Genomic DNA, 23,001 nt, shown 5'->3' on the forward strand with positions numbered 1-23,001 from the left:
CATGGCACACGAATTCGACTACATCGTCATAGGCGCCGGCTCGGCCGGCAACGTCCTGGCCACCCGGCTGACCGAAGACAAGGACGTCACCGTCCTGCTGCTGGAAGCCGGCGGCCCCGACTACCGCCTGGACTTCCGCACCCAGATGCCGGCCGCCCTGGCCTATCCGCTGCAGGGCAAGCAGTACAACTGGGCCTACCAGACCGAGCCCGAGCCGCACATGGACAACCGCCGGATGGAATGCGGCCGCGGCAAGGGCCTGGGCGGCTCCTCGCTGATCAACGGCATGTGCTACATCCGCGGCAACGCCCTGGACTATGACAACTGGGCGCAACTCGACGGCCTGGACGACTGGACCTACCTCGACTGCCTGCCCTACTTCCGCAAGGCCGAGAAGCGCGATGCCGGTGCCAACGACTGGCACGGCGGCGAGGGTCCGGTCTCGGTGACCACCGCCAAGCCGAATACCAATCCGCTGTTCGAAGCCATGGTCGAAGCCGGTGTCCAGGCGGGCTATCCGCGCACCGAAGACCTCAACGGCTATCAGCAGGAAGGCTTCGGCCCCATGGACCGCTTCGTCACCCCGAACGGCCGTCGCTCCAGCACCGCGCGTGGCTATCTGGATCAGGCCAAAGGGCGCCCGAATCTGACCATCGTCACCCACGCCACCACCGATCGCATCCTCTTCGAGGGCAAGCGCGCCAACGGCGTCGCCTACATGAAGGGCGATTCCCTGGAAGCCATCACCGTGCGCGCCCGCCGCGAAGTCCTGCTCTGCGCCGGCGCCATCGCCTCGCCGCAGATCCTGCAACGCTCCGGCGTCGGCCCCGCGCCGCTGCTGCGGCGCTTCGACATCCCGCTGGTCCACGACCTGCCGGGCGTCGGCCAGAATCTGCAGGACCACCTTGAGATGTACCTGCAGTACGAGTGCAAGCAGCCGGTCTCGCTGTACCCGGCGCTGAAGTGGTACAACCAGCCGCAGATCGGTCTGGAATGGATGCTCAAGGGCACCGGCCTGGGCGCCAGCAACCACTTCGAGGCGGGCGGCTTCATCCGCTCCAGCGAAGAATTCGACTGGCCCAACATCCAGTACCACTTCCTGCCGATCGCCATCAATTACAACGGCACCAACGCCATCGAGGCCCATGGCTTCCAGGCCCACGTCGGCTCCATGCGTTCGCCCAGCCGCGGTCGCATTGAACTGACCTCGCGCGATCCGCGCCAGCATCCGAGCATCCTGTTCAACTACATGAGCACCGAGCAGGACTGGCGCGAATTCCGCGACGGCATTCGCCTGACCCGCGAAATCATGCAGCAGCCGGCGCTGGATCCCTATCGTGGCGAAGAGATCAACCCGGGCCGCGATTGCGTGACCGACGCCCAGCTGGATGCCTTCGTGCGCTCCCACGCCGAGACCGCCTATCACCCGTCCTGCTCCAACAAGATGGGTACCGACGACATGGCGGTGGTCGATGGCGCCGGTCGCGTGCACGGCCTGGAAGGCCTGCGCGTGGTGGACGCCTCCATCATGCCGATCATCGCGACGGGCAACCTCAATGCCCCGACCATCATGATCGCCGAGAAGATCGCCGACAAAATCCGCGGTCGCGCCCCGCTGCCGCGCAGCAATGCCGCCTACTACGTCGCCAACGGCGCCCCGGTACGGGGTACCCCGCTGCGTGACGTCAACGGCCAGCGCGCCGCCGAGCCGGTCCCGCAGCGCCGCAACCAGCCGGCCGCCTGATCCCAGGCAGCCGAACGCAAGAAGGGCGCCCGCGGGCGCCCTTCTTGTATCTGGCTCTTCGAATCGTCTGGCAAGGGGTTCGGCAAGACAGCCCGCTCTTCCCCCTCTCCCCTTGGGAGAGGGCCGGGGTGAGGGCCGCCCAGCCTCTCACCTCACAGACAATCCTTCACCGCCGTCAGAATGGTCCGCGGCCGCAGTGGATTGTTGGCCATCTGCTCACGCAACTGGATACGGGTGCCGCGCGACGCCGACCCGATGTCGATGATGGCCGCCGTGGCGCCCGGCACCTTGCTGTCCACCAGCACCCGCTGCCCACTGCTGCCTTGTGGCTGGACCAGCACATGGCGGCCGTCCTTTTCCAGACCGGTCACCAGGCAGGTGCGATAGTCCTCGGCACTCTTGCCGGTGCGCAGCTCCATGGGCGGATTGCGTTCAAGATTCGCCTGGCTGGTGCAACCGGTCAGGGCAGCGGCCAGGAAGGCCAGGGTTTTGGTTCTCATCAGCGGCTCCTCGCAAGCTCTTTGCGCCATTTTAGCCGCAGCTGGCTTACGCCAGCCTTAACCGTCGCACATCCTTGGTTTACAAGGGCTTTCCCATGGCTATAATGACGTCCCCTTGCCGGTATAGCTCAGCTGGTAGAGCAACTGACTTGTAATCAGTAGGTCCCGGGTTCGACTCCTGGTGCCGGCACCATATTGAAAGCCCGCCTAATGGCGGGCTTTTTGCTGTCCACTGAAAACTTTCAGCCTTTGTCAGCCTCTTCCGGCTTGAGCCCTGTCTTGCGCGTCTCGTCGGGCTTGGGCACGGTCAGCCAGGCATTGATGCGCTGGATGTCGGCATCCTTGAAGTCACCGCTCCAGCGCAGCAGGACCAGCTGGTTGGTGATGAAGTCGTATTGCGCGCGCAGGTAGTCGCGCCGGGCGCTGTACTCCTGGCGCACCGCATTCAGCACGTCCACCGCGGTAGCCGCGCCAAAGGAGAAGGACTTCTCGCTCGCCTCGCGCGCCTTGACCGCCGAGTTCAACGCATTGCGCGACGACTCGATCTTGCTCAGGCTGGCAAAGCTCTTCAGGTAGGCGGTCTTGGTTTCCTTGACCACCTGGCGGCGCACCGCTTCGTAGTCTTCCTCGGCCGATTCCTGGGAGCCGTACAGACTCCGCGTCCGGGCGCTCACCGAGCCACCGCTGTAGATCGGAATCTGCAGATTGAGGCTGGCCGAATAGGTATCGACGACGTCAGCGGCGATCACGTTCTCGTAGGCGAAGTCACTGCGTTGGGCGCCGAATTGCAGACTCAGGGTGGGCAGGTGACCGGCCTTGGCCTCGCTGACGGCGTACTCCGCCGAATTCAAGGCTTCCTGCTTGGCCTGCAGCGCCGGGTTGTGATTGATGGCCGACCGCACCCAGTCGGTTTCCGTACCCGGCAAGGCGGTGAAGAGGGTGCGGTCATCAATGCGCTTGAAGGGCTGGTAGATGTCCCGCCCGACCAGCTCGGCCAGGGCTTCGCGCGTCACCTGGATCTGGTTCTTGGCTTCGATTTCCGCGGTCTTCAGGCTGTCCACACGCGCGGACAGCTGCAGTTTGTCGGTGATGGTCGCCAGCTGCCGGTCGAACAGCGCCGAGACGCTGTCGAGGTTGCGCTGGGTCGCCTTGCGCTCGGCGGTGGCCAGCTCCAGTTCATCCTCGGCCGCCAGAGCGGCGAAATAGCGCTGGACCACATCCGCAGCGGACTGGATGCGGGTATCTTCGGCCAGCGAGCGATACTGCTTGGTGAGTTCGCTGTACTTCTTGAAGCCGCGCCAGGCGGCCGGGTTGTAGATCGCCTGGGTCAGACTCAGGTTGTAGGTCTGGCCGTCGTAGAACAGCGTCTGCGGGCCTTCGGTGCGCTTGATGCGGCTGGTGGAGGCGCCGCCGCTCAGCTGCGGCAGCATCTGGCCGAAGGCACCGTCCTGCTGCCCCTGACTGGCCTTGACCTGGGCATCCGCACCGCCGATGCGGGGATCGGATTCCATGGTCTTCTGGTACAGCTGCCAGAGATCCAGGTAGGCCGCCGGCTCATGGGTGGCGACGGGCGCCGCCTGACCCAGCAGCGGCAGGGCCAGGCCCAGGGCGAGAAGCAGTCGGGCGGGCTTGAACATCGCCTTACTCCTCGATCATCGAGCGCGCCATGGCATTGCGCGCCGGTTTGAGCAGATAGTTGAGCAGGGTACGGGCGCCGGTGTTGATCAGCACCTCGGCCGGCATCCCCGGCACCAGCTCGCGACGGCCCAGGTCGGCCCGGCCCTTGTCGGTCAGGGTCACGCGCGCCAGGTAATAGGGCGCACCGGTCCGCTCGTTGGTGAAGCGGTCGGCGGAAATGTAGACGACCTCGCCTTCCAGGATGGGGGTGGTGGCGTTCTTGAAGGCACTGAAGCGCACTTCGGCCAGCTTGCCCAGCTCGATACGGTCGATATCGTTCGGCTGCACCTCGACCTCGACCAGCAGGTCGGCGCCGAGCGGCACGATGTCCAGCAGGTGGGTACCGGGCGCCACGACGCCGCCGATGGTATGCACCGCCAGGCCCATGACCATGCCGTCGACCGGGGCCTTGATCACCGTCCGATTCACCGTGTCCTGCAAGGCCCCTACCCGCTCGCGCAATTCATAGATGCGCGACTGGGTCTCGGCCAGCTTATTGGCCACGTCCGACTTGAATTTCTGCGTGGTCTGCAGGATCTGCAGCTTGGTTTCACCCATCTGCACCTTGGCGCGGGCGATGGCCGATTGCTGATCGGCGATCTCGGCCTGCAGGCGCGAGAGGTTGCGTTCCTGGTCGCGCAGGCGCTCGTTGTTGACGTAGCCCTGCTTGAGCAGCTCGCTCAGGTCCTTGATTTCGCTGCCATAGGACTGCGACAGGCCCTGCTTGCTCTGAATGACCGCCGAAAAGCCGCGGATCTGCTGTTCGAGTTCGGCGCTCTTGTTCTTGAGCACCTCGATCTCACCCAGGCGCGCAGCGCGCTGGGCCAGGAAGATCTGCCGTTCGCTGTTGCGGGCCTCGCGGACGCGCTTGTCGTCCTCGGGGAAGTCGCTGGCGCCGAAGGTCACGTCGTCGCGGTCGTCGCGTTCGGCGATCAGCCGCGCTTCCAGCGCCTGGGAGGCGATCAGCTGGCTGCGCGCCGCCTCGAGCTGGGCGCGGGCCTGGGTATCGTCCAGGCGCATCAGGGTATCGCCGGCCTTGACGTGATCACCGTCGTGGACCATCAGCTCCTTGACGATGCCGCCTTCCAGGTGCTGCACGGTCTTGCGCGAGCTCTTGATGGTCAGATAGCCCTGGGCGAGCACGGCACTGTCGAGCGGGGCCAGACCGGCCCAGAGCCCGCCCAGACCAAAGACGACGATCAGGATGATATAGCCCAGTCGACGGACCGGCTTATCAGAAATCTTCAGGCCTTCGGCCTCGGCTTCAGCGAGATACTGGGTATTCATCAGGCCATACCTCCCGATTGCTCGGCGCTGCCATCGGTTTTGGGCAGGGACTCGGTTTCAGCGGCGGCCACGGGCGTTGCCGCGGGGCGGCCCTGCAGTTGCGCCAGGACCTGATCACGCTGACCGGACATGACGATCTGGCCATCGTTCATCACGATGAGGTTGTCGACATAGGCCAGGACGCTGACGCGATGGGTCACGATGAACAGCGTCGCACCGGTCTGCTTGAGGCGCAGCAGCGCCGCACCCAGCGCCTTCTCGCCTGCCTCGTCGAGGTTGGAGTTGGGTTCGTCCAGCACCACCAGTCGCGGATTGCCGTAGACGGCGCGAGCCAGACCGATACGTTGGCGCTGACCACCGGAAAGGGCGCCGCTGTTGGCGCCGATGATGGTGTCGTAGCCCTGGGGCAGGCGCAGGATCATCTCGTGCACGCCGGCCAGTTCAGCGGCCTCGACCACGGCCTTGGCATCCACCTGGCCAAAGCGGGCGATGTTGTCGCTGATGCTGCCGTCGAACAGTTCGATGTCCTGCGGCAGGTAGCCAATGTACGGACCGAGTTCTTCGCGTTTCCACTGGGCGATGTCGGCGCCGTCCAGGCGTACCTTGCCGCTTTGCGCCGGCCAGATGCCCAGCAGCGCGCGGGCCAGGGTCGACTTGCCGGCCGCGCTGGCGCCGAGAATGCCGACCGAGGCACCGGCGGTGACGTTGAAGGACACGCCCTTGAGCACGGGCTGGAAGGCACCCGGTGGGGTCAGGATCAGTTGCTCGACCGAGATATTGCCCTTGGGCGCCGGCAGCGACATGCGCGGCGGTTCGGCCTGCACGTTGCGCATCATCTCGTTGAGGCGGGCGTACTGGCCACGGGCGGAAATGAAGCCCTTCCAGCTGCCGATCATCAGATCGATAGGCGCTAGGGCACGACCCAGCAGCAGGGAGCCGGCGGTCATCAGGCCGGGGGTGATCTGGTGGTCGATGACCAGCCAGGCACCCAGACCCAGGATCAGCGACTGCAGCACCATGCGCAGGGTCTTGGACAGGTTGCTCAGGGCGCCGCCGTGCTCGCTGGCGCGCGCCTGCAGGGCCAGCACGTTGGTGTTGCGCTTGCGCCACTGCTTGAACAGGCTGGGCATCATGCCCATCGAGGCCACCACCTCGGCGTTGCGCAGGTTCTTGGTGGTGAACTGGGTCGCGCGGGCGTTTTCCTGGTTGGCCTCGGCCAGTCGCTTGCCGGTCAGCTTCTCGTTGGCATAGGCCAGCAGGATCAGCAGGATGGCGCCGAGCACGGTGAGGGCACCGAACAGGGGGTGGAAGAAGTACATGACCGCGATGTAGATCGGCAGCCAGGGGGCGTCGAAGAAGGCGAACAGCCCCTGCCCGGTCAGGAATTGGCGCAGACCCGTCAGGTCATTGAGCGGTTGCGCCGAGGCCTGGGCGCCGCCGGTGTAGAGCGCCTGCTTGAAGCTGGCGTCATAGAGGCGCTCGTTGAGCACCAGATCCAGGCGGGTGGAAACCCGCACCAGGATGCGCGAACGGATCCATTCCAGGGCGCCGTAGGTCGCCATCAGCAGCAGCATGATCAGGGTGAGCATCACCAGCGTGGTGATGCTGCTGCTGCTCAGGACACGGTCGTAGACCTGCAGCATGTAGAAGGAAGGGACGAGCAGCAGCAGGTTGATGAAGAGGCTGAAAAAGCCGACCGTTAGAAAGCTGCCCTTGCAGGCAATCAACGCCTGCTCGAGATCTGTCTTGGGTTTGGATTGCATGCAGATACCAGCGGGGACAAGAAGGAACAAAACCGCAGGGTGCGGACTCTATCACAGGTTTTTGAGGGGTGTTCCCCCTACCAGCGGAGCCCGCGATCCTACCCGATGACCGGGTCCAGAGCCTTAAGCCTGCCTTATATCCGGGGTCTCGACGGTATCGCTGGCCGGCAGATGGCGCTGCTGCAGGATGCCCTGGCGGGTGCGCTCCACCAGCTGCAGCGAGGCTTCGCGCCAACCGACCCAGGCCCAGTCCTGCAGCGGACGTGCGGACGGGAAGCTGCCTTCGGCTTCGTAGCGCTCTACCTGAGCGGCCAGGGACGCCGGGTCCTGCAGTTCGAAATAGGCCATGAAATCCCCACCCACCTCGCGGAACACGGGGATGTCGCTGGCCATGGCCGGCAGGCCGCGCTGCATGGCTTCCACCAGCGGCAGACCGAAGCCTTCCACATAGGAGGGGAACACCAGGGCCCGGGCATGGGCATAGGCGTATTCCAGGCTGGTGTCGTTGGCGCCATTGAACATGAACAGCCGCCGCCGGTATTCCGGATGGGTCTTGATGCGCTCGATCAGTGCCTCGGTCTTCCAGCCCACCTTGCCGATGATGCACAGGCGCACATCGGCGCCCCTGGCCCAGAGCAGGTCGAAGGCGTCGAGCAGATAGGCGTGGTTCTTACGCGGCTCGATGGTGCTGACCATCAGGTACACCGGGGTCTTGCCGTCGAACAGACGCTTGAGCTCCGGATCGCAGGCCGCGCCACTGCCATTCAGGTCGAGCTCAGAGCCCAGCTGGAAATAGCCATGCCACTGGCGCTCGGCCGCGGCGCCGCGGCGCAGGCGCAATTCCGCCTCGACTTCCTGGCTGATGGTCTGGGAGATGGCCATGAAGCCGTCCGCGGTGCGGGCGATCCAGTCGAACCACTCATCGAAGACCTTGACCAGGTGGTTGTCGCAGAACTGCGGATGGGTGAGCGGGATCAGGTCGTACATCACCGAGACGATGCCCACGCCGCGTGCCTTGAGCGATTCGGCGAGCTTGAAGAAATCGGCGTGCCAGGAGGAGTCCAACAGCACCAGCTGGTCGCCGGGCTCGATGTCCAGCGGGGTGGCGCGCTCGGGCTCTTCACCCGCCTTATAGTCCTGCTCGCGCAGAATGTTCAGCGGCCACTGGATGACCTGGCTGGTCGCGCGGCACGGCCAGTACCACAGGCGGCGCAGCAGCAGGGAGCGGTCGGCGTAGGGCAGCTTCTGCTCGACGCGGTCGTGCCAGCGCCAGAAGCGATCCTGCAGGCGATCCAGGCGGCCGATCCACTGCCGGCGACGGATCCGGCCCTCGTCGACCTCCAACGGCTCCAGGCTGTTCACCCGGTAGAGCTGATCGTGCTTCATCATGACCGGAATGCACTCGACCGAGGGCTCCAGGTGCGGCAGCTGCTTGATGACGTTACGCACCACCCGCTGGATACCGGAGTTGTCAGAAGGGTGTTCGTAGACGTAGGTGCATTCGATCAGTAGACGCATGGCAACTCGCAAATCCTCGCTAGGCCCGGCAGGCCTGCCAGAGAAGGGCCGATGGAAGGCCGAAATGAAGGAGCGCCAACCGGAAAACTGCAGGGGCCGGCGTCTGGATCCGTAGGGACAAAATTGGCGGGCGATTATAAGGCCCAGGGCACACAGCGCCCAGTCCGGTCGTCTCACCAGCGCCAGAGCAGGTCATAAAACTGCTACCAGACGTGGACTAATCGTGGTCAGCCCGGATAATGCCTGGCTTTGCGCCAGGGCTGCCCGGTTGGTCTAGAACGCCTGAAAGGCATCCGGACCGATCCTACGGCAGAGCCGTCCCGACGCCCTTCACCCGTCCTCGCGTGAGGGTTGCGTTCAACCAGAGCTGTCGAGCCAACATGAATGTCTTCGTTTCCATCAATGTTCTCAAGCCGCCAATGACCGGTATTGGGCGCTATACGCTGCATTTGCTGGAGCAGCTCGTCGATCATCCCGCGGTGGAAGACATCAAGGCCTATGGTGACGACGGCCTCATGGACCGCGCCGCCTTGCGCGCAAAGCTCCAGCACCTGGCCGAAGGCGAGGCGCCGTCGCCTACCCGGCTACGCTATGGCCGGCTCCGGCGGTGGCTCGGGTATCGTCCCTGGCTGCGCCGGCTCTACCGGGCACGGTTGAACAAGGCTTTTCGCCCATGGGGCGCACAGCTGGATGGCTACGTCTACTGGGAGCCCGGCTATTTTCTGCTGCCTTTCAAGGGCCCCAGCGTTGCCACGCTCTATGACCTTTCGCACCTTCGTCATCCAGAATTGCATCCCCCAGCTCGCATCGACGAAATGCGGCGTCTGATCCCTCACACCATCGAGGCTTCCACGCGCCTGATCACGATCTCGGAGTTCATCCGCAACGATCTGGTCGACACGCTGCAATTGAAAAAGCCCGTGGACCTGGTCAGCCCCGGTATCGCCGCCGACTTCTTCAACATCACCGCTGCCCAGCGCCAGGAATGCCGCCAGCACCTGGGCCTTCCGGAGCAGTTCATTCTTTCGGTGGCGACCCTTGAGCCACGCAAGAATCTCGCACGTCTGCTACGGGCGTTCGAAAGCCTGCCGCATGCCCTGCGGCAGCGTTATCCACTGGTCCTGGCGGGCGCACCCGGCTGGCAGAATTCGGAGCTGGCCGAGCTGATGGCCAGGCTGCAAGAAGCAGGTGAGTTGCGGTTCCTCGGCTATGTCGATCAGCGCCATATTCCCGCGCTCTATGCTAACGCGACGCTGTTGGCATACCCCTCGCTGTATGAGGGCTATGGCATGCCCATCGCTGAAGCCATGGCCGCCGGCTGCCCAGTCCTGACCTCCACTGTAAGCTCGATGCCCGAAGTCGCAGGGGGCGCTGCGGTATTGGTCGACCCCCTGGATGAGTCGTCGATAGCAGCGGGCCTCAAGCGTCTGCTCGACGACTCGGACCTGCGCGACCAACTGACCGCGGCCGGCACCGTCCGTACGCGAGAAATGACCTGGTCCAATCGGGTCGAGGATCTCATCGCCAGCCTTACCGCAGCCGCGCCGTGAGCGCCTGGGCATAACCGGCAAGACCTATACGAGAAGAGCTGATGTCTGTTTCATTGAAATCCAGTACCGCCTGGTACCTGCTGAGTTTCATCGCACTGTCGGTACTCTATTCCTGCTTCGCCACTCAGGTACCGCTCAACTCCGACGCCGCATCGGCGCTGCTCGAAGCCCAGGACATCGCTGCCGGCAATGTGCTGCTGAGCGGCTGGAATCTGTCCACGGTCTCCTTCTACTTCACCGAAGTCCTGCCGTACGCGCTGCTGATCAAGGTGTTTGGCTGGCACCTGAGCTGGGCCTATGTGGTACCCGGGATGCTGCTCGCCGCCGTGGTGGTGGTCGCGGCCCACCTCATCGTTCGCAAGCGCGGTATCGCGGGGCTACCGCCCCTGGTGATCGTGGCCGCACCCGGCTTTTTCGCCAGCAATCTGCTGCTGGTCCCCTGCATCCACATGGGCGCCTATTTGGCGACCTTGCTGGCTTGGTGGCTGGTGGAGACCTACGAAGAGCGCCAGGATCGTTGGCGTCTGGCCCTGCTGACCCTGTTGCTCGGCCTCGTGCTCTTCAGCGACGACATCGTTCGCTACGTTCTGCTGCTGCCGCTGCTCGCCGCCGTCCTGATCAAGATGCGCCACAACCCGAAACTGGGGTGGGTCATCGCCAGCTGCATCGAGGCGGTACTCCTGGCCAAGCTTCTGGCCCTAGCGGTCAAGGCCGCGGGCGGCTTCACCACGCCTGGCTTGCCACCGTTGAGATTCGCAAGCTACGCCGCCCTATGGCAAAACCTCGAACTGACCCTGCAAGGCGTGCTGGCGTTCTTCGACGCCGAGTTCTTTGATCAGCGGATCTTTTCGCGCGGCGGCCTGAGCAAGGCCTTCCACGCCGCGGTGGCCTTTGGTTTCTTCGGTGCGCTCTACTGGATCGCCAGGCAGCGACGGGCACTGGATACGCTGAGCATCGGCTGCCTGCTAGGCGCGGCCATTCTGCTGGGCGCCTATGTGCTGAGCAATCTGCCGGTGAACCTGATGACTACGCGTTATCTGGTCCCGGTATTCATCCTCGGCGCTATCGCCTTGGGACGTCATCTCTTGGTTGAACGCAGGATGGTCGTCTTGGGCAGTGGTGTTGCCCTTGCCTATGCAGCCACCCTTCTGGCCGTGCCGAAGTGGGATTACACGACGCCCAATCGCAGCTTTCCGCTCGCCCAGGTACTGCTCAAGCACAACCTGCAGGACGGTTACGCGACTTTCTGGAATGCCAGCGTCAACGCGGTCGTTTCAGATGCCGAAATATCACCGATCGTTATCGATGCCGAAGGGGCCAAACCCTTCGACTGGCTATCAAAGCCCGAATGGCACCATAACGGTGGCAGTTTTCTGATCTGCGATACCGAGCAACAGGTCATCCATGCCATTCGCCAGCTTGGCGTGCCGGAACATCAGGAAAAGGTCGATGGCAAATTCCTGCTGATCTGGAAGGGTCCCGTCAGCCTCCAGCGGCCCTGACGAAACCACAATGCGCCGACGAAGACCGTAACAAGGCGATCAACCGTGCGGTATGTCTTTGGCGCGCCTCAGCCGTCAGGTGATAGTTGGTATCGAAGAAGTCATCCGCCGGGTACATGAACTCCAGCGGTCGCCCCAGATACGTCAAGCCATGTGCACGGGCCGCTGCAGGAAGGCCCTCATAAAAGGCCCGCTCGACCGGATCGTCATGGTAAGCAGGCCGATCGAGCATGGCGGGAGGTACGAACACCGCGCAGCCGCCGGCCTTTTCCACCTCCAGGGCAAAGGCCTGCCAGAGCTTCCAGCTACCACTCAGCGCTGTGGCCTGAGCACCGTAATGCTGGACCCCTGAGTGAAGCGCGCCGGCGAACAACTCTGGACTGCGCTCTGCATGCCGACTCAGCGTCTGGTCACCCCGCTCATCCAGATGCTGCGCACCGTAGAGTCCCGCCACCTGAAAGCCTGGCGGCACGCCGCGATAGCCCTGTACCACGCGTTCCAGCGGGGTCATCGCCAACAGCTTGGCCAGTCGCCAGGGATTCAGGCCATAGCTCACTGGATGACTCAGCCAGTATTCCAGGTAGACCTGGTTCACTTCGAAGCGATCGTGATAGAGCGGGTACTCGAGCGGCAGCAGTACCCAGTCCCCGGGCTTTACCGCCTGACGTGCATAGATCAGCAGATAGGGACTCAGGATGCCGGCATTGACTCCCAGGTTCACCACAGGTCGGCCGAAGGCCTGCTCGAGCTGGGGTGAGTCGATGCCGAACATGGCGCCGGATCCCGCGACCACCACCAGCTTGGGCGCCTGCACACTCGCCGCGCGAGCCAGCTTCTTGGCATAGGCGCCCTCGACCCAGAGGTTGTTGACGAAAGGCCGGCCAAGCTGGCCTGCGACCAGTGCGACCCAGGCGATGCCAAAGCACAGGCAGCCAATGAATACCCCCAGGAAAAAGCGTCTGGTACGTCGCATGATGACCGCTAGAAATTGAAGTAGAGAAAGGCTCGGTCCGGGCGGGCGAGCATCGCCTTGGCTACCAGCAGCACAAGGATGGCGCATACCAGACCCCGCCAGACCGGCGACAACCGCAAGGCGATGGTGAACGCGCGTGGCGCCACCACGCATACCCCCAGCAGCAGGGGTGCCGCCAGCCAGAGCGAACGATCGAGATGCAGGGCGGAAGCTTCCACCAGCAACACCCCCGGCCCAGGCAGACTTGGCCAGCTCCACTGCCCAAGGGCGGTGAGCAGGGTTAGGGCATGCGCCAAGTCACTAGCCCGGAACGGGATCCAGGCGAGCATCACCACCACCAGCGTCAAGGCCCAGGCCAGGGGCCCCGGCAGGCGCCAGGGCGAAAGCCAGCGCCAGGCGTGATTCAGACAGAGCAGGGTGCCGTGGGCGGCGCCCCACAGGATGAATTGCCAGCCAGCGCCGTGCCAGAGCCCACCCAGGAGCATGGTGATCAGCAGGCTCAGCCACTGCCGGCCCCGCCCATGGCGGCTACCGCCCAGAGGAATATAGAGGTAATCCCGCAAAAACCGTGACAGCGAAATATGCCAGCGCCGCCAGAAATCGATGATTGAACGGCTGCGGTAGGGAGAACGGAAGTTGATGGGCAAGCGGATCCCGAACATTAGCCCCAGACCCACCGCCATATCGGCATAGCCAGAGAAGTCGAAATACAGCTGCAGGCCATAGCTCAGGGCGGCCAACACAACCTGGGGCGCCGCCGGCTGGGCCAGGTCGAACAGGCCATCTACCCCGGGCGCCAGGCTGTCGGCGAGCAGCACCTTTTTGGCCAGCCCCAGTACGAACAGCGTTGCGCCCAGTTGCCAATGCCAGGGGCGAGTGGCGAACCCGTGCTCGATCTGTGGCAGCAGACTGCTCGGCCGACAGATCGGGCCCGCGATCAGGTGCGGAAAGAAACTCACGCACAGCATGAAATCGGCCAGCCGCCCCGGCGCCGCCAGCCGGCCGCGGTAGAGATCCACCTGCCAGGCGATCTGCTGGAAGGTATAGAAGGAGATGGCCAGCGGTAGCACCCATTGGCCGGGCAGGCTCAGCCCGGCCATGCCGGCAAAGAAGCCCAGGTACTTGTAGTAGGCCAATAGTCCCAGATTGAAGACCAGGGCCCCCACCAGCCAGCGCCGGCTGCGGTGTCGCCATACCTGCACGCCCAGTCCATAGTTGACCAGCATGGAGGCCAGCAGCAGAAAGAGGTAGCGCCAGTCCCAGAAGGCATAGAAGAGCCAGGAGGCTCCTAGGAGAAAGAAGACTGAGCTCTGCCGCCCCAGCCGACGCGCCCCTAGAAAGCCCAGGAAGGCGAGCGGCAGGAAGACCAGCAGGAAGGCGAAAGAGCTGAAGACCATGGCGAGAGTAGCGGCAGTTGGACGAGGGCCGGATGGCGCTGGCGTGAAGCGGGGCACTCTAGCATGAAGCCAAGGCGGCCAGGCGTCAGGGAGCCAGGCCAAACCGCATGTTAGACTTCGCGCCCCTCAGGCTGCCGTGGCGCAGGATCCGCATGCGTGTCCTCCATGTATTCAAAACCTACCTCCCCGATACCCATGGCGGCATCGAGCAGGTGATACGTCAGATGTGCGGCGCCACGCGCACGCTGGGGGTGAGCAACCGGATCCTGACCCTGAGCGAGCAGCCCGCCCCGGAATGGATCGAGGTCGAGGGCATTCCGGTGCAGCGGGTGCGCCAGGACGCCAACATCGCCTCCACCGGCCTGTCCCGGGCCGCCTTCGGCGCCTTCGCCCGAGCAGCGCGCGACAGCGACGTCATCCACTATCACTTCCCCTGGCCGTTCATGGACGTGCTGCAACTGGCGGTGCGGCCGGGTAAGCCCTATGTGGTCAGCTACCACTCGGATATCGTCAAGCAGCGTCATCTGCTGCAACTCTATCGCCCTCTGCAGCGCCACTTCCTGAGTCGCGCCAGCCGGATCATCGTGGCCACCGAGCCCTATAGACGCAGCAGCCAGGAGTTGCGCGGTCTGGAGGCGCACACCGAGGTCATTCCCTACGGCCTCGACGAAGCCAGCTATCCGGCGCCGTCCGAAGCCTGCCTCGCGCAGTGGCGCCAGCGGCTGGGTCCGCGCTTTCTGCTCTTCGTCGGCGTGCTGCGCTACTACAAGGGCCTGCACCTGCTGCTCGACGCCCTGGCCGGCCTGGACCTGCCGCTGGCCATCGTCGGCGACGGACCGGAACGGGCCGCGCTGGAAGCCCAGGCCCACCGCCTCGGCCTGCGCAACTGCCACTTCCTCGGACGCCTGCCGGAAGAAGACGTGGCGGCGCTCTACAGCCTCGCCGAAACCTTCGTCTTTCCGTCGCACCTGCGTTCGGAAGCCTTCGGCATGGCTCTGCTGGAGGCGGCCATGTACGGCAAGCCGCTGATCAGCTGCGCCATCGGCTCGGGCATGAGCGAGATCAACCGGCACGAGCAGACAGGGCTCGACGTGGCACCCACCTCCGCCGCGATCCGGGAAGCCCTGCTGCGACTCTGGCAGGCACCCGAGGAGCGGGCGCGTTTCGGCGCCGCCGCGCGCGCCCATTTCGAGCGGCACTTCCAGGCGGAGCAGCTGGGCCGACGACTCGCGACGGTCTATGCGCAGATAGCCCCGTATGCCACCAGCCCGGGTGCGGCAGACGACTACGGACACCCTCGGTAGACTTTGCCGTTCAATTCATCCTGCCGCGTCCCCCGGAGGTCACCTACCCCAATGTCCCTGATGCAGATGCTCAACGACGACCGGCTCAGACCGCTCCGTTTCATCCTTGTGGGTGGTCTTGCCACCCTGGTCCATATCCTGGTCGCAGGCACACTGCTGGCGCTCTTCGAGCCACAGCCCTATGTGGCCAATCTGATCGCCTTTCTAGTGGCCTTCGGTGTGTCCTACTGCGGTCACCGCTACCTGACCTTTGCTCGCCAGGGCTCGATCCTGCGCTTCTTCGTCGTGGCGATCGCCGGGTTCGCGCTCAACAATCTGCTCCTGACGGGTCTGCTCGCCCTGGGGCTGGCCGCGTTCCTGGCAATCGTCGTGGCCACCGCGCTGGTCCCCGTCTTCAGCTATCTGGCTTCTTCGCTTTGGGCTTTCCGATGAAAACGACGCCGCAGCTTTCCCTGGTTGTTCCGGTCTACAACGAAGAACTGGCCATCGGCCTGTTCTACGACGCGGTTTGCAATCACCCCGAGCTCAGCCAGCTGCCGCTGGAGCTGGTCTTCATCAACGATGGCAGCCGTGACGCCACCGCGCAGCAGCTCGACCTGCTGCAGGCTCGTGACGAGCGCGTGGTGGTGCTGCATCTTTCCCGTAACTTCGGCAAGGAAGCGGCGCTCTTCGCCGGCATCGAACACGCGCGGGGGCATGCCGTGGTCCCCATCGACGTGGATCTGCAGGATCCCCTGGATGTCGTGCCGCGCCTGCTGGCGCAGTGGCGCGACGGTGCCGACGTGGTCCTGGCCAAGCGAGTCGACCGCAGCAGCGACACGACCTTGAAGCGCTTTACCGCCGAATGCTTCTATCGCCTGCACAACCGGATCACCCATACCCCTATCGAAGAGAATGTCGGTGATTTCCGCCTGATGAGTCGCGAGGTGGTGGAAGCGATCAAGGAGATGCCCGAGCGCAATCTCTTCATGAAGGGCATCCTGTCCTGGGTGGGTTTCGAGACGCGCATCGTCGAATACCAGCGTGCCGAACGCAGCGCCGGCACCAGCAAGTTCAATGGCTGGAAGTTGTGGAACCTGGCCCTGGAAGGCATCACGTCCTTCAGCACCCTCCCCTTGCGCCTATGGACCTATCTGGGCGGCGCCGTGGCCTTGTTCGCCCTGGCCTATGCCGCCCTGATGGTTTTCGAGAAGCTGCTGTATGGCAACCCGGTACCCGGCTACCCCTCGCTGATGACCGCCATCCTCTTTATCGGCGGCGTGCAGCTGATCGGCATTGGTGTGCTGGGCGAGTACATCGGCCGCATCTACATCGAGAGCAAGCGCCGGCCGCGCTATGTGATCAAGCGCGAACAGAAGCCCCGCGGTACTGCGGAGCAATCGGTGACCGAAAAAGAAATATCGCGTTGAATGCAGGCCCCGTCAGGGCGCCTCGATCCGGCACACCGTGCCGATGTCTTCCTCGCGGCACCACTGCCCGTAGTGCCCGCCCATAGCCTGCTCGATCCGTTCGCGCGAATAGGCATTCTCGCTACGGCCAAAGACGAAAAGCTGGCCGGGCTGCAGGGGTCGATCCAGCACCGCCGCCTTGGTCGCGCAGTCACCGACCACCCGGGCGATGAAACCGGTGTTGAGCGGCACGGCATGGAGTGCGGAAAAATACTGGAGAAACAGCGCATCGAAGGGTTTGCCGCCACAGCCGTAGTTGGGTAGCAGGTGGACCTCGCTCGCCGAGGCGACCCGCGCATCCCAGGTCGCACGGTCATAGTCGAAATGGGGTTGGCGGCTGGCCGCCTCCACCAGGTAACCGCGGTGATGGCGGGTATCGGCGTACTGCACCACAATCAGCGCCAGCAGGACCAGACGCCAGACGCTGGACGCCCGGGTCAGGTAGAAGCCGAGGGCCAGGATCAGCAGGCCATAGCCCACCGGCCAGAAGAACCGTCCCGAGCCCCGGAAGATGCGCGCCAGCTGTTCCACGCCGGGTAGCAACGGGTACTCGAAGAGCGCCGTCCCGCCCAGATACACGCGATTGGAGAGCGCATAGAGGGTCAGGCCCACGAAGACCAGCAACAGCACCCAGTGCTGACGGCATTGCGACAGCAGCCAGCGGGGCGCAAGCACCAGGATGCTCAGCAGCATGGCTAGCAGGCCAACACCGAGGTAATTGTGGCCATCGATCTGCAGCCCGGTCGCATCTAGGACCAGTCCGCCGGAGGGCAGGAACACGCTGGGCGCCAGATGGGTTCCCAGGAACGGCGACAGCAGGTTCATTGAGGATTCGATGTAGCCCACCTCAGCCGGTGGCATGCCCTGGCTGAAACTCAGATAGCCCAGTACGTACAGCACCAGCGCCAGCAGGGGCAGCGGCGCGACCAGAGCCACGGCGACCGTACGCCAGGACGCGGAGCGACGAACGCCAATGGCCAGGGAGACAGCGCCATACAGCGGATAGAGCATGGCGATCAGATAGGGATGGATGGTGGCCGACAACACCAGCAGCGCCGTGCCATAACGCCAGAATTGTCCCGGAACCAGTTGTCCGCGCGATAGCCGGGCGTAATGCGCCAGCATCAGGATCATGAGGAATTGCGCGTTGAGCGCTGCGTGGGGAATCCGGATCATCAGCGCCGGCATCATCAGCGCGAACAGCGTTCCGCCCAGGAGCGCTGCCGGGGTACGGCCGCGAAAGGATGCGGCGGCATAGGCGCCGGCAAGTCCCTGGAGCAGGTAGCAGCCCAGCGTCCAGACGCCGAAGTAGTGACTGCCCGGCGGCAGCCAGGGATAGATCACCTTGAACAGGATGGCCGCCAGCGGAATGCTGTCGGTATAGGCCACGGACAGGCCTTCGGGGGCATTGAGCAGCCGGGTATAGAGCAGCGGGAAGCGCCAGCGATCCTGGACGAAGGCCCACATGCCGGTGATGTGCTGCGTCGGATCGGTGCGGTTGTCGAAGAAGAACCCCGAGTGACCGGTCAGAAAGTCCCACGGAAAGATACGCGCGATGTACAGCACGCCCAGCAACAGGGCCAGCCCATAGTAGATGGTCCGGCCCATGGGGCGATCGAGAACGGCCAGACGGCCGGCAACAGCGGTCATGAAAGCTCCTGCGAAGGCTGAACGCCTGAACGGTTGACGCTGGCCTCCTGGGCCAAGGCGCGAAACAGTCCGTCGATGCGGGTGGAAATGGCCGGCCAGGCATGGCTGCGCAGCCACTCGCCTTGCCGTGCCGGTCGCCCTGCCGCCAGATGCTCGCGCAGCCCCGCGGCGATGGCCTGGGCATCGGTGCCGGGCAGGCGGTAGACCGCCTCGTCGACGTCTTCGAAGATGTCCAGCGGCGTGCAGAGCACCGGCTTGCCGGCCAGCAGGCCCCAGCGCACCGCGGCGCTGGAAGACTCCTGGGTGTGCTGGTACGGAAAGACAACCACCTCGGCCAGGCTCAGCCAGGCCAGGGATTCGCGGTCGTCCAGGAAGCGGTCGATCAACTGGGCACGGCCTTCCAGGCCCAGCTCCACGATCCGCTGGCGGCACTCGTCGGCCAGGGCCGCGCTTTCCGGTACTGGATACTGGGCGTTGACCAGCAGCAGGTAGAGGTCGTCATTCTCGGCGGCGATCTCGGCGAAGGCCTCGATTAACTGCAGGATGCCCTTGGGCGGCAGCAGGAAGCCGTAGCTGGCCACGATGCGGCGACCGGCCAGGGCCTGGGCCTCGTCCGGCAGCGCCAGCGCCTTGGGCGGCGGCATCACCCCGTGGGGGAACAGCATCAGGTTGTCGGCCAGGCCGAAGTCCTTGAGGCGATTGAGGTCGTGGCTGCTGTGCACCAGCAGGCGACTGCTCTGGCGCAGCGCCAGGCGCAGTTGCCGCAGGCTGCGGTGATCGCCCGGCCGGTCGAGATCGGCGGTGGAGTGGAAGGTGACCAGGGTACGGATACCGCGCCGATGCACCTCGTGCAGGAAGCGGGCGAAGGGCACCAGGCCGAAGAAGCCGAAGTTGAACTGGATCAGCAGGATGTCCACCGGCTGCCGATCGAGGGCCTGCAGCAGATCGTCGAGCGAATCCTGGCCACCCTGATCCCAGACCCGCTGGATCTCCTGCCCTTCCGGATTGATCAGGGCGACATGGCGATTGGCGAAAACCTGGGTGGCCGCCAGGGGGCCGGCGATCAGTTGCTGGCTGTAGCCGGCGATACCGCAGGCGCTGTTCCAGGTGGTGACGGTGCCGACCCGCGGCTGCGGCTTGCAGGGCGGCAGCGCGCGGACCCGGGCGATGGCGGCTTGGGTGCGGCGGGCGACCTGTTCCCAGGTGTAGTCCCGGCGAATCAGGCGGTCGGCCCGCAGCAGGCGCGAGCGCACCAGGGCCTGCCAGCGTCCTTCGCGGCGCGCGGCGGCGAAGTCGACCAACAACCGCGCCAGGTGGTCGGTATCTGGCTCAGCCCACAGCGAGCCGCTCAGCTGCATGTGGGTCTGGGCGCGGGTGAAGCGGTAATCGATGAGCCAGCTGGTCTCGGGCGTACAGAAATCCGTCTGGCCGCCATAGCCGGTGGTGACCACGGCGCACTCGTGCAGCATGGCCTCCGCCAGGGGCAGGCCGAAGCCCTCGCCGCGGCTGGGCGCCATTAGCACATCGGCCCAGACGTAGAGCGCGCGTATCGCCGCCTCGGGCAGGTCGAGATTGAACAGCTCGACCGCTGGCGCCGCCGGATGCCGCGCGCGCCAGGCCGCCAGTTCGGCGGTGATGTCGTGATGGGGATTGGGAAAGGTCTTGATGACCAGCACCACGTCATCCGCCGCCGTGAAGGCGCGGGCATAGGCGTCGAGCAGGATGTCGACGCCCTTGCGTGGAAAGCAGGACGAGATGTGCAGCAGCTTCAGCGTCGAGGCACTGCCGGGCAGCGCGCGGCCGAGCAGCGCCGACTCCGCCGGGGTGCGCAGGATATGATCGGCGCCCAGGCCGACGGTCACCACGGGCACGTCGACGCCATTGTCCTCCAGCACCCGGGTCACATAGGACGACATGCTGGTGACCAGCTGCAGATAGCGATTGAAGCCGGCCACGGCCTCCACCGGCAGCAGGGATTCCTCCCAGCCATAGCAGGACAGCACCCGGACCTCGCCCGCCATGTCGCTCACCCGTGGCGGATAGAGCAGGCGCAGCACGGCGGCTGCTGGCTCCTCGGCGCGGGCGTGGGCGGCCGCGCTGCCAGGGTCGGCGGCGAGAAACTCGGTGGACACGGGAATGGGGCCGGGACCCTCGGTCGCCCGCAACGCCACGCGGGCGCCGATGGCCGCGAAGCCCCGGGCCAATTCGCGGTTGACCACCGCCAGGCTGTAGCTGCTGTCGAACGGCCCTTCCAGGCGCACCTCGACGCGCGCTTGCCGGGGCTGCGGCAGCCGGATCCCGTCCGCCAGCAACTCATCCGCCAGCCAGGTGTAGAAGCCTTCCGCCGTCCAGCGACGCGCCTGGTCTTCGGCCCGGCGCTGCACCCCGTAGCGCAGCGCCGGATTGTCCATCAGGCGTTGCAGGACTTCCGCCGTGTGCGCGGGCGCGGTGGCCGCCAGCGGCCAATAGCCGTCGCTGAGGATTTCGCGCTCTGCCCCGCTCTGGGCGTTGCCCACCAGCGGAATGCCCAGCGCCAGCAGGCGCAGCAGCCAGGCCGGATCGGGCATGGGCTCCAGGCTGAATGCCAAGTCCACCGCGGGCAGCGGCTCCTCGGCGCGCAGCACGGTCAGCTCCACCCGCTCCATGGCGGCCATGCCGGCCAGAAAGTCCGCGCGCGGCGCCGGCTGCTCGTCGCCATAGACGCACAGCCGCCAGGGGGCACCCGGCAACTGCGCCAGTTGTCGCAGTCCGCTGACCGCTTCCGCGTGCTGCAACTCCAGCGCGTGCACGAGCACGGTGAAGGGACGCGGCCGGTCCAGGTCTGCGGGCGCCGGAACCGGCGGCACCTGCCACTGCAGCTGCTCGACCCGGCGGACCGGCACGGTGACATCATGGGCATAGAGGGCTTCCAGCACGCCTGGCTCACCGCTCAAGACGCCCCGAATGGCGGGCTGACGGGCGATCACCTCGGCGAGGCCGGTGGCCTCCACCCGGGTACCCGGCAGGACCAGGATCCGCCCCTGGCACCGCGCCAGGCGACGTGCCTGGGCGGACTGCAGCTGGCCGTGCACCAGCAGCACTTCGTCCACCCCGGCACCGGCATAGTCGTCGAGCGGACGCACGTCGGCAGGCCCATCCGCCGGCGGCTCATCGGTATAGATGTCCGCCGCCAGACCGGCCCGGCGAGCGACGTCACGCAGGCCGAGCAGATAGGTCCAGCCATAGGGTCCGGTCAGGGGCCCCAGGACCCACTGGTGGAAGGTGGCGAGGGTCTGGGTCATGCCGTTTCGGCTCTGAAGGCCGACACGGCATAGTGTTGCCAGGTCAGGGGCTCTGCCTGCTGGCCCTCGAGCAACAACTCGGCTTCCAGCGGCCGCTGAATGGCCACCTGGGCGAAGCCCTTGTGCTGGCAGAGAAACTCCAGCAGCGGCGCCGGCAACGGCCGCTGCCGGGCGGGATCGAGCCAGAAGGCGCAAGCGCTGGACGCCTGGGCGGGATCGAGCGCCTGCAACAGCAGCAGGCCGCCCGGGACCAGGACCCGGAGCGCCTCGTCGAGCAGGGTGGAGAGCTGTGCCATGTCCAGTCGATCCGCCAGCTCGAAGGCGCACAGCGCCCCGACGCTGGCCGCCGGCTGTTCGCTCAGCCAGCGCAGGGCCTCGCCCTGCACGACCGGCAGACCCTGGGCCGCGGCGTGGGCAGCCACCTCGGCATCGGCCTCCACACCGAGGCCGTTGATACCCTGCGGCAGGCTCGCCAGCCACTGACCGGCGCCACAGTCGAGCTGGACCAGGGGCAGGCCCTGGCGCAGGGGCAGGCACTCCTCGACCAGCGGCAGATAGAAGCCGAGCAGACCGCGCAGGGCCTGCTCGTCCAGGGCGAAATGCGCACGCAGCGTGCGCTCCAGGGCCAGTGGCACGCCCAGCGCAGCGCTCTGCGGCGCCAGCGGCAGGGCCGGTGCGGCTTCGAGCAGATTCAGGCGCATCCGCAGCTCCTGCTCACCGCGATCCAGCTGGACTTGGGCCTGGGCCAGCTGCGCCTCGACCCGGGCCAGTTCGCGCTCCAGCTCGCCCAGGCGCGGTTCGGGCGCCTGGTCCTGCAGCACCTGCCAGCGCTGCTGATGCCACTCCAGCAGATTGCTCTGCTGCTGCAGCAGGATCGCCTGCAACGCCAGCTGGTTCTGCCAGCGGTAGTAGCGCGCATTGTCGCGCTGCTGCCGCCCCGGCAGGCCGGCGACCTCCAGGAGGAGGCCCAGCAGCCGCCCGATGACCGGCACCCGGCGCAGCTTGCGCTTGAGCAGCGCACGCCGTAGGCCCGGTGCGGCGGCGCCATGGCGCTGACCTTCCGGGCTGAGGTGGATGGCCGCCAGCAGATCGAAACGGTCTTCGCCGCCGCGCAGCCGGGTCAGGTAGTAGGACAGCCGCTCCGGCTCGATTGGGTGCCCGGTCAGGTAGTGATAGGCCGCGCGCACCAGGGCCTCGTCGTCCAGCTCCTGCAGGGCCTCCCAGGTGGGCTCGGCCGGCGCCGCGGCCGGCTGCAGCGCCTGGGTGCGCTGGCGAATGTCGGCGATCAGGTTGGCGAGGTGATCGTCGAGACGGGAAAGATCCAGGTCGGGGCCAGGGGTAGACATCGCGGGGCGCTCGGTCGGACAGGAGGGAGACGATGGCCAGGCCATCGCGAGAAGACGGCAA

At 65.5% G+C, this 23,001-nt stretch carries 16 protein-coding genes and 1 tRNA gene; 7 read left to right on the forward strand and 10 right to left on the reverse strand.

Annotated features, from left to right (window positions below):
- Nucleotide 1 precedes the first annotated feature (1 nt).
- The gene (gene betA / locus POR01S_RS06830; protein ID WP_042134721.1) at nt 2-1,744 is read left to right on the forward strand and encodes a choline dehydrogenase; all 1,743 of its coding nucleotides are present in this window, start codon (nt 2-4) and stop codon (nt 1,742-1,744) included.
- A gap of 152 nt (nt 1,745-1,896) precedes the next feature.
- On the opposite strand, the gene POR01S_RS06835 is transcribed toward betA, so the two are convergent.
- On the reverse strand, nt 1,897-2,244 hold the full coding sequence (locus POR01S_RS06835) for a hypothetical protein (RefSeq protein WP_042134723.1): 348 nt from the start codon (nt 2,242-2,244) through the stop codon (nt 1,897-1,899).
- Nucleotides 2,245-2,361: 117 nt separating this feature from the next.
- On the opposite strand from POR01S_RS06835, the gene POR01S_RS06840 reads away from it, so the two are divergent.
- Nucleotides 2,362-2,437 (forward strand) — tRNA-Thr (locus POR01S_RS06840).
- Between the two features lie 49 nt (nt 2,438-2,486).
- On the opposite strand, the gene POR01S_RS06845 is transcribed toward POR01S_RS06840, so the two are convergent.
- The 4 genes from POR01S_RS06845 to POR01S_RS06860 form a co-directional block, all read right to left on the reverse strand.
- A complete protein-coding gene (locus POR01S_RS06845) occupies nt 2,487-3,881 on the reverse strand; it encodes a TolC family outer membrane protein (protein ID WP_042134725.1) in 1,395 nt (464 codons plus the stop codon).
- A 4-nt stretch (nt 3,882-3,885) separates the two neighbouring features.
- The gene (locus tag POR01S_RS06850; RefSeq protein ID WP_042134727.1) at nt 3,886-5,208 is read right to left on the reverse strand and encodes an HlyD family type I secretion periplasmic adaptor subunit; all 1,323 of its coding nucleotides are present in this window, start codon (nt 5,206-5,208) and stop codon (nt 3,886-3,888) included.
- Nucleotides 5,208-6,971: a type I secretion system permease/ATPase gene (locus tag POR01S_RS06855; RefSeq protein WP_042134729.1), complete on the reverse strand. Its 1,764-nt coding sequence runs from the start codon at nt 6,969-6,971 to the stop codon at nt 5,208-5,210. Before POR01S_RS06855 ends, POR01S_RS06850 begins: the two co-directional genes overlap by 1 nt.
- Nucleotides 6,972-7,094: 123 nt before the next feature.
- Nucleotides 7,095-8,489, reverse strand: a complete 1,395-nt coding sequence (locus POR01S_RS06860) for a glycosyltransferase family 4 protein (RefSeq protein WP_042134731.1) — start codon at nt 8,487-8,489, stop codon at nt 7,095-7,097.
- 380 nt (nt 8,490-8,869) lie between these two features.
- On the opposite strand from POR01S_RS06860, the gene POR01S_RS06865 reads away from it, so the two are divergent.
- Together POR01S_RS06865 and POR01S_RS06870 are read left to right on the forward strand one after the other, a co-directional pair.
- Nucleotides 8,870-10,039 carry a glycosyltransferase family 4 protein gene (locus POR01S_RS06865; protein WP_042134733.1) on the forward strand — a complete coding sequence of 390 codons (1,170 nt, stop codon included), beginning with the start codon at nt 8,870-8,872 and terminating at the stop codon, nt 10,037-10,039.
- Nucleotides 10,040-10,080: 41 nt separating this feature from the next.
- A complete protein-coding gene (locus tag POR01S_RS06870) occupies nt 10,081-11,541 on the forward strand; it encodes a hypothetical protein (protein WP_156045010.1) in 1,461 nt (486 codons plus the stop codon).
- Here POR01S_RS06870 and POR01S_RS06875 read toward each other — a convergent pair.
- On the reverse strand, nt 11,522-12,601 hold the full coding sequence (locus tag POR01S_RS06875; protein WP_255211805.1) for a hypothetical protein: 1,080 nt from the start codon (nt 12,599-12,601) through the stop codon (nt 11,522-11,524). The genes POR01S_RS06870 and POR01S_RS06875 overlap by 20 nt on opposite strands.
- Nucleotides 12,523-13,911 (reverse strand): MBOAT family O-acyltransferase, encoded by a 1,389-nt coding sequence (locus POR01S_RS06880; RefSeq protein WP_042134740.1) that lies wholly within the window; start codon nt 13,909-13,911, stop codon nt 12,523-12,525. Before POR01S_RS06880 ends, POR01S_RS06875 begins: the two co-directional genes overlap by 79 nt.
- A 152-nt stretch (nt 13,912-14,063) precedes the next feature.
- Here POR01S_RS06880 and POR01S_RS06885 point away from each other — a divergent pair, with 152 nt between their 5' ends.
- Genes POR01S_RS06885 through POR01S_RS06895 form a run of 3 tightly spaced genes read left to right on the forward strand, consistent with a single transcriptional unit; the run spans nt 14,064 to nt 16,624 of the window.
- Complete coding sequence (locus tag POR01S_RS06885) at nt 14,064-15,215, forward strand: glycosyltransferase (RefSeq protein WP_042134742.1); 1,152 nt, start codon at nt 14,064-14,066, stop codon at nt 15,213-15,215.
- A 51-nt stretch (nt 15,216-15,266) separates the two neighbouring features.
- Entirely contained in the window at nt 15,267-15,647 is a 381-nt protein-coding gene (locus POR01S_RS06890; protein ID WP_052382632.1) for a GtrA family protein, read from the forward strand.
- Nucleotides 15,644-16,624 (forward strand): glycosyltransferase family 2 protein, encoded by a 981-nt coding sequence (locus POR01S_RS06895; RefSeq protein ID WP_042134744.1) that lies wholly within the window; start codon nt 15,644-15,646, stop codon nt 16,622-16,624. The genes POR01S_RS06890 and POR01S_RS06895 overlap by 4 nt, the downstream gene beginning before the upstream one ends.
- Nucleotides 16,625-16,636: 12 nt before the next feature.
- Here POR01S_RS06895 and POR01S_RS06900 read toward each other — a convergent pair whose 3' ends face one another.
- The 3 genes from POR01S_RS06900 to POR01S_RS23070 are packed head-to-tail and all read right to left on the reverse strand — an operon-like array spanning nt 16,637 to nt 22,940.
- Nucleotides 16,637-18,313, reverse strand: coding sequence for a DUF6311 domain-containing protein (locus POR01S_RS06900; RefSeq protein WP_042134746.1), 1,677 nt, complete (start codon nt 18,311-18,313; stop codon nt 16,637-16,639).
- A complete protein-coding gene (locus POR01S_RS06905; protein WP_255211806.1) occupies nt 18,310-21,594 on the reverse strand; it encodes a glycosyltransferase family 4 protein in 3,285 nt (1,094 codons plus the stop codon). Before POR01S_RS06905 ends, POR01S_RS06900 begins: the two co-directional genes overlap by 4 nt.
- Nucleotides 21,591-22,940, reverse strand: a complete 1,350-nt coding sequence (locus POR01S_RS23070; protein ID WP_052382633.1) for a methionine biosynthesis protein MetW — start codon at nt 22,938-22,940, stop codon at nt 21,591-21,593. Before POR01S_RS23070 ends, POR01S_RS06905 begins: the two co-directional genes overlap by 4 nt.
- Nucleotides 22,941-23,001: the final 61 nt, after the last annotated feature.

Origin of the sequence: Pseudomonas oryzihabitans NBRC 102199 (genome assembly GCF_000730625.1) — a bacterium.
In the GTDB taxonomy this organism is placed as follows: domain Bacteria; phylum Pseudomonadota; class Gammaproteobacteria; order Pseudomonadales; family Pseudomonadaceae; genus Chryseomonas; species Chryseomonas oryzihabitans.

Bases quoted from the DNA above. Each gene is read 5' to 3' on its own strand.
- betA (WP_042134721.1), top strand. From the start codon at position 2: ATGGCACACGAATTCGACTACATCGTCATAGGCGCCGGCTCGGCCGGC.
- POR01S_RS06835 (WP_042134723.1), bottom strand. From the start codon at position 2,244: ATGAGAACCAAAACCCTGGCCTTCCTGGCCGCTGCCCTGACCGGTTGC.
- POR01S_RS06845 (WP_042134725.1), bottom strand. From the start codon at position 3,881: ATGTTCAAGCCCGCCCGACTGCTTCTCGCCCTGGGCCTGGCCCTGCCG.
- POR01S_RS06850 (WP_042134727.1), bottom strand. From the start codon at position 5,208: ATGAATACCCAGTATCTCGCTGAAGCCGAGGCCGAAGGCCTGAAGATT.
- POR01S_RS06855 (WP_042134729.1), bottom strand. From the start codon at position 6,971: ATGCAATCCAAACCCAAGACAGATCTCGAGCAGGCGTTGATTGCCTGC.
- POR01S_RS06860 (WP_042134731.1), bottom strand. From the start codon at position 8,489: ATGCGTCTACTGATCGAATGCACCTACGTCTACGAACACCCTTCTGAC.
- POR01S_RS06865 (WP_042134733.1), top strand. From the start codon at position 8,870: ATGAATGTCTTCGTTTCCATCAATGTTCTCAAGCCGCCAATGACCGGT.
- POR01S_RS06870 (WP_156045010.1), top strand. From the start codon at position 10,081: ATGTCTGTTTCATTGAAATCCAGTACCGCCTGGTACCTGCTGAGTTTC.
- POR01S_RS06875 (WP_255211805.1), bottom strand. From the start codon at position 12,601: ATGCGCCATCCTTGTGCTGCTGGTAGCCAAGGCGATGCTCGCCCGCCC.
- POR01S_RS06880 (WP_042134740.1), bottom strand. From the start codon at position 13,911: ATGGTCTTCAGCTCTTTCGCCTTCCTGCTGGTCTTCCTGCCGCTCGCC.
- POR01S_RS06885 (WP_042134742.1), top strand. From the start codon at position 14,064: ATGCGTGTCCTCCATGTATTCAAAACCTACCTCCCCGATACCCATGGC.
- POR01S_RS06890 (WP_052382632.1), top strand. From the start codon at position 15,267: ATGTCCCTGATGCAGATGCTCAACGACGACCGGCTCAGACCGCTCCGT.
- POR01S_RS06895 (WP_042134744.1), top strand. From the start codon at position 15,644: ATGAAAACGACGCCGCAGCTTTCCCTGGTTGTTCCGGTCTACAACGAA.
- POR01S_RS06900 (WP_042134746.1), bottom strand. From the start codon at position 18,313: ATGACCGCTGTTGCCGGCCGTCTGGCCGTTCTCGATCGCCCCATGGGC.
- POR01S_RS06905 (WP_255211806.1), bottom strand. From the start codon at position 21,594: ATGACCCAGACCCTCGCCACCTTCCACCAGTGGGTCCTGGGGCCCCTG.
- POR01S_RS23070 (WP_052382633.1), bottom strand. From the start codon at position 22,940: ATGTCTACCCCTGGCCCCGACCTGGATCTTTCCCGTCTCGACGATCAC.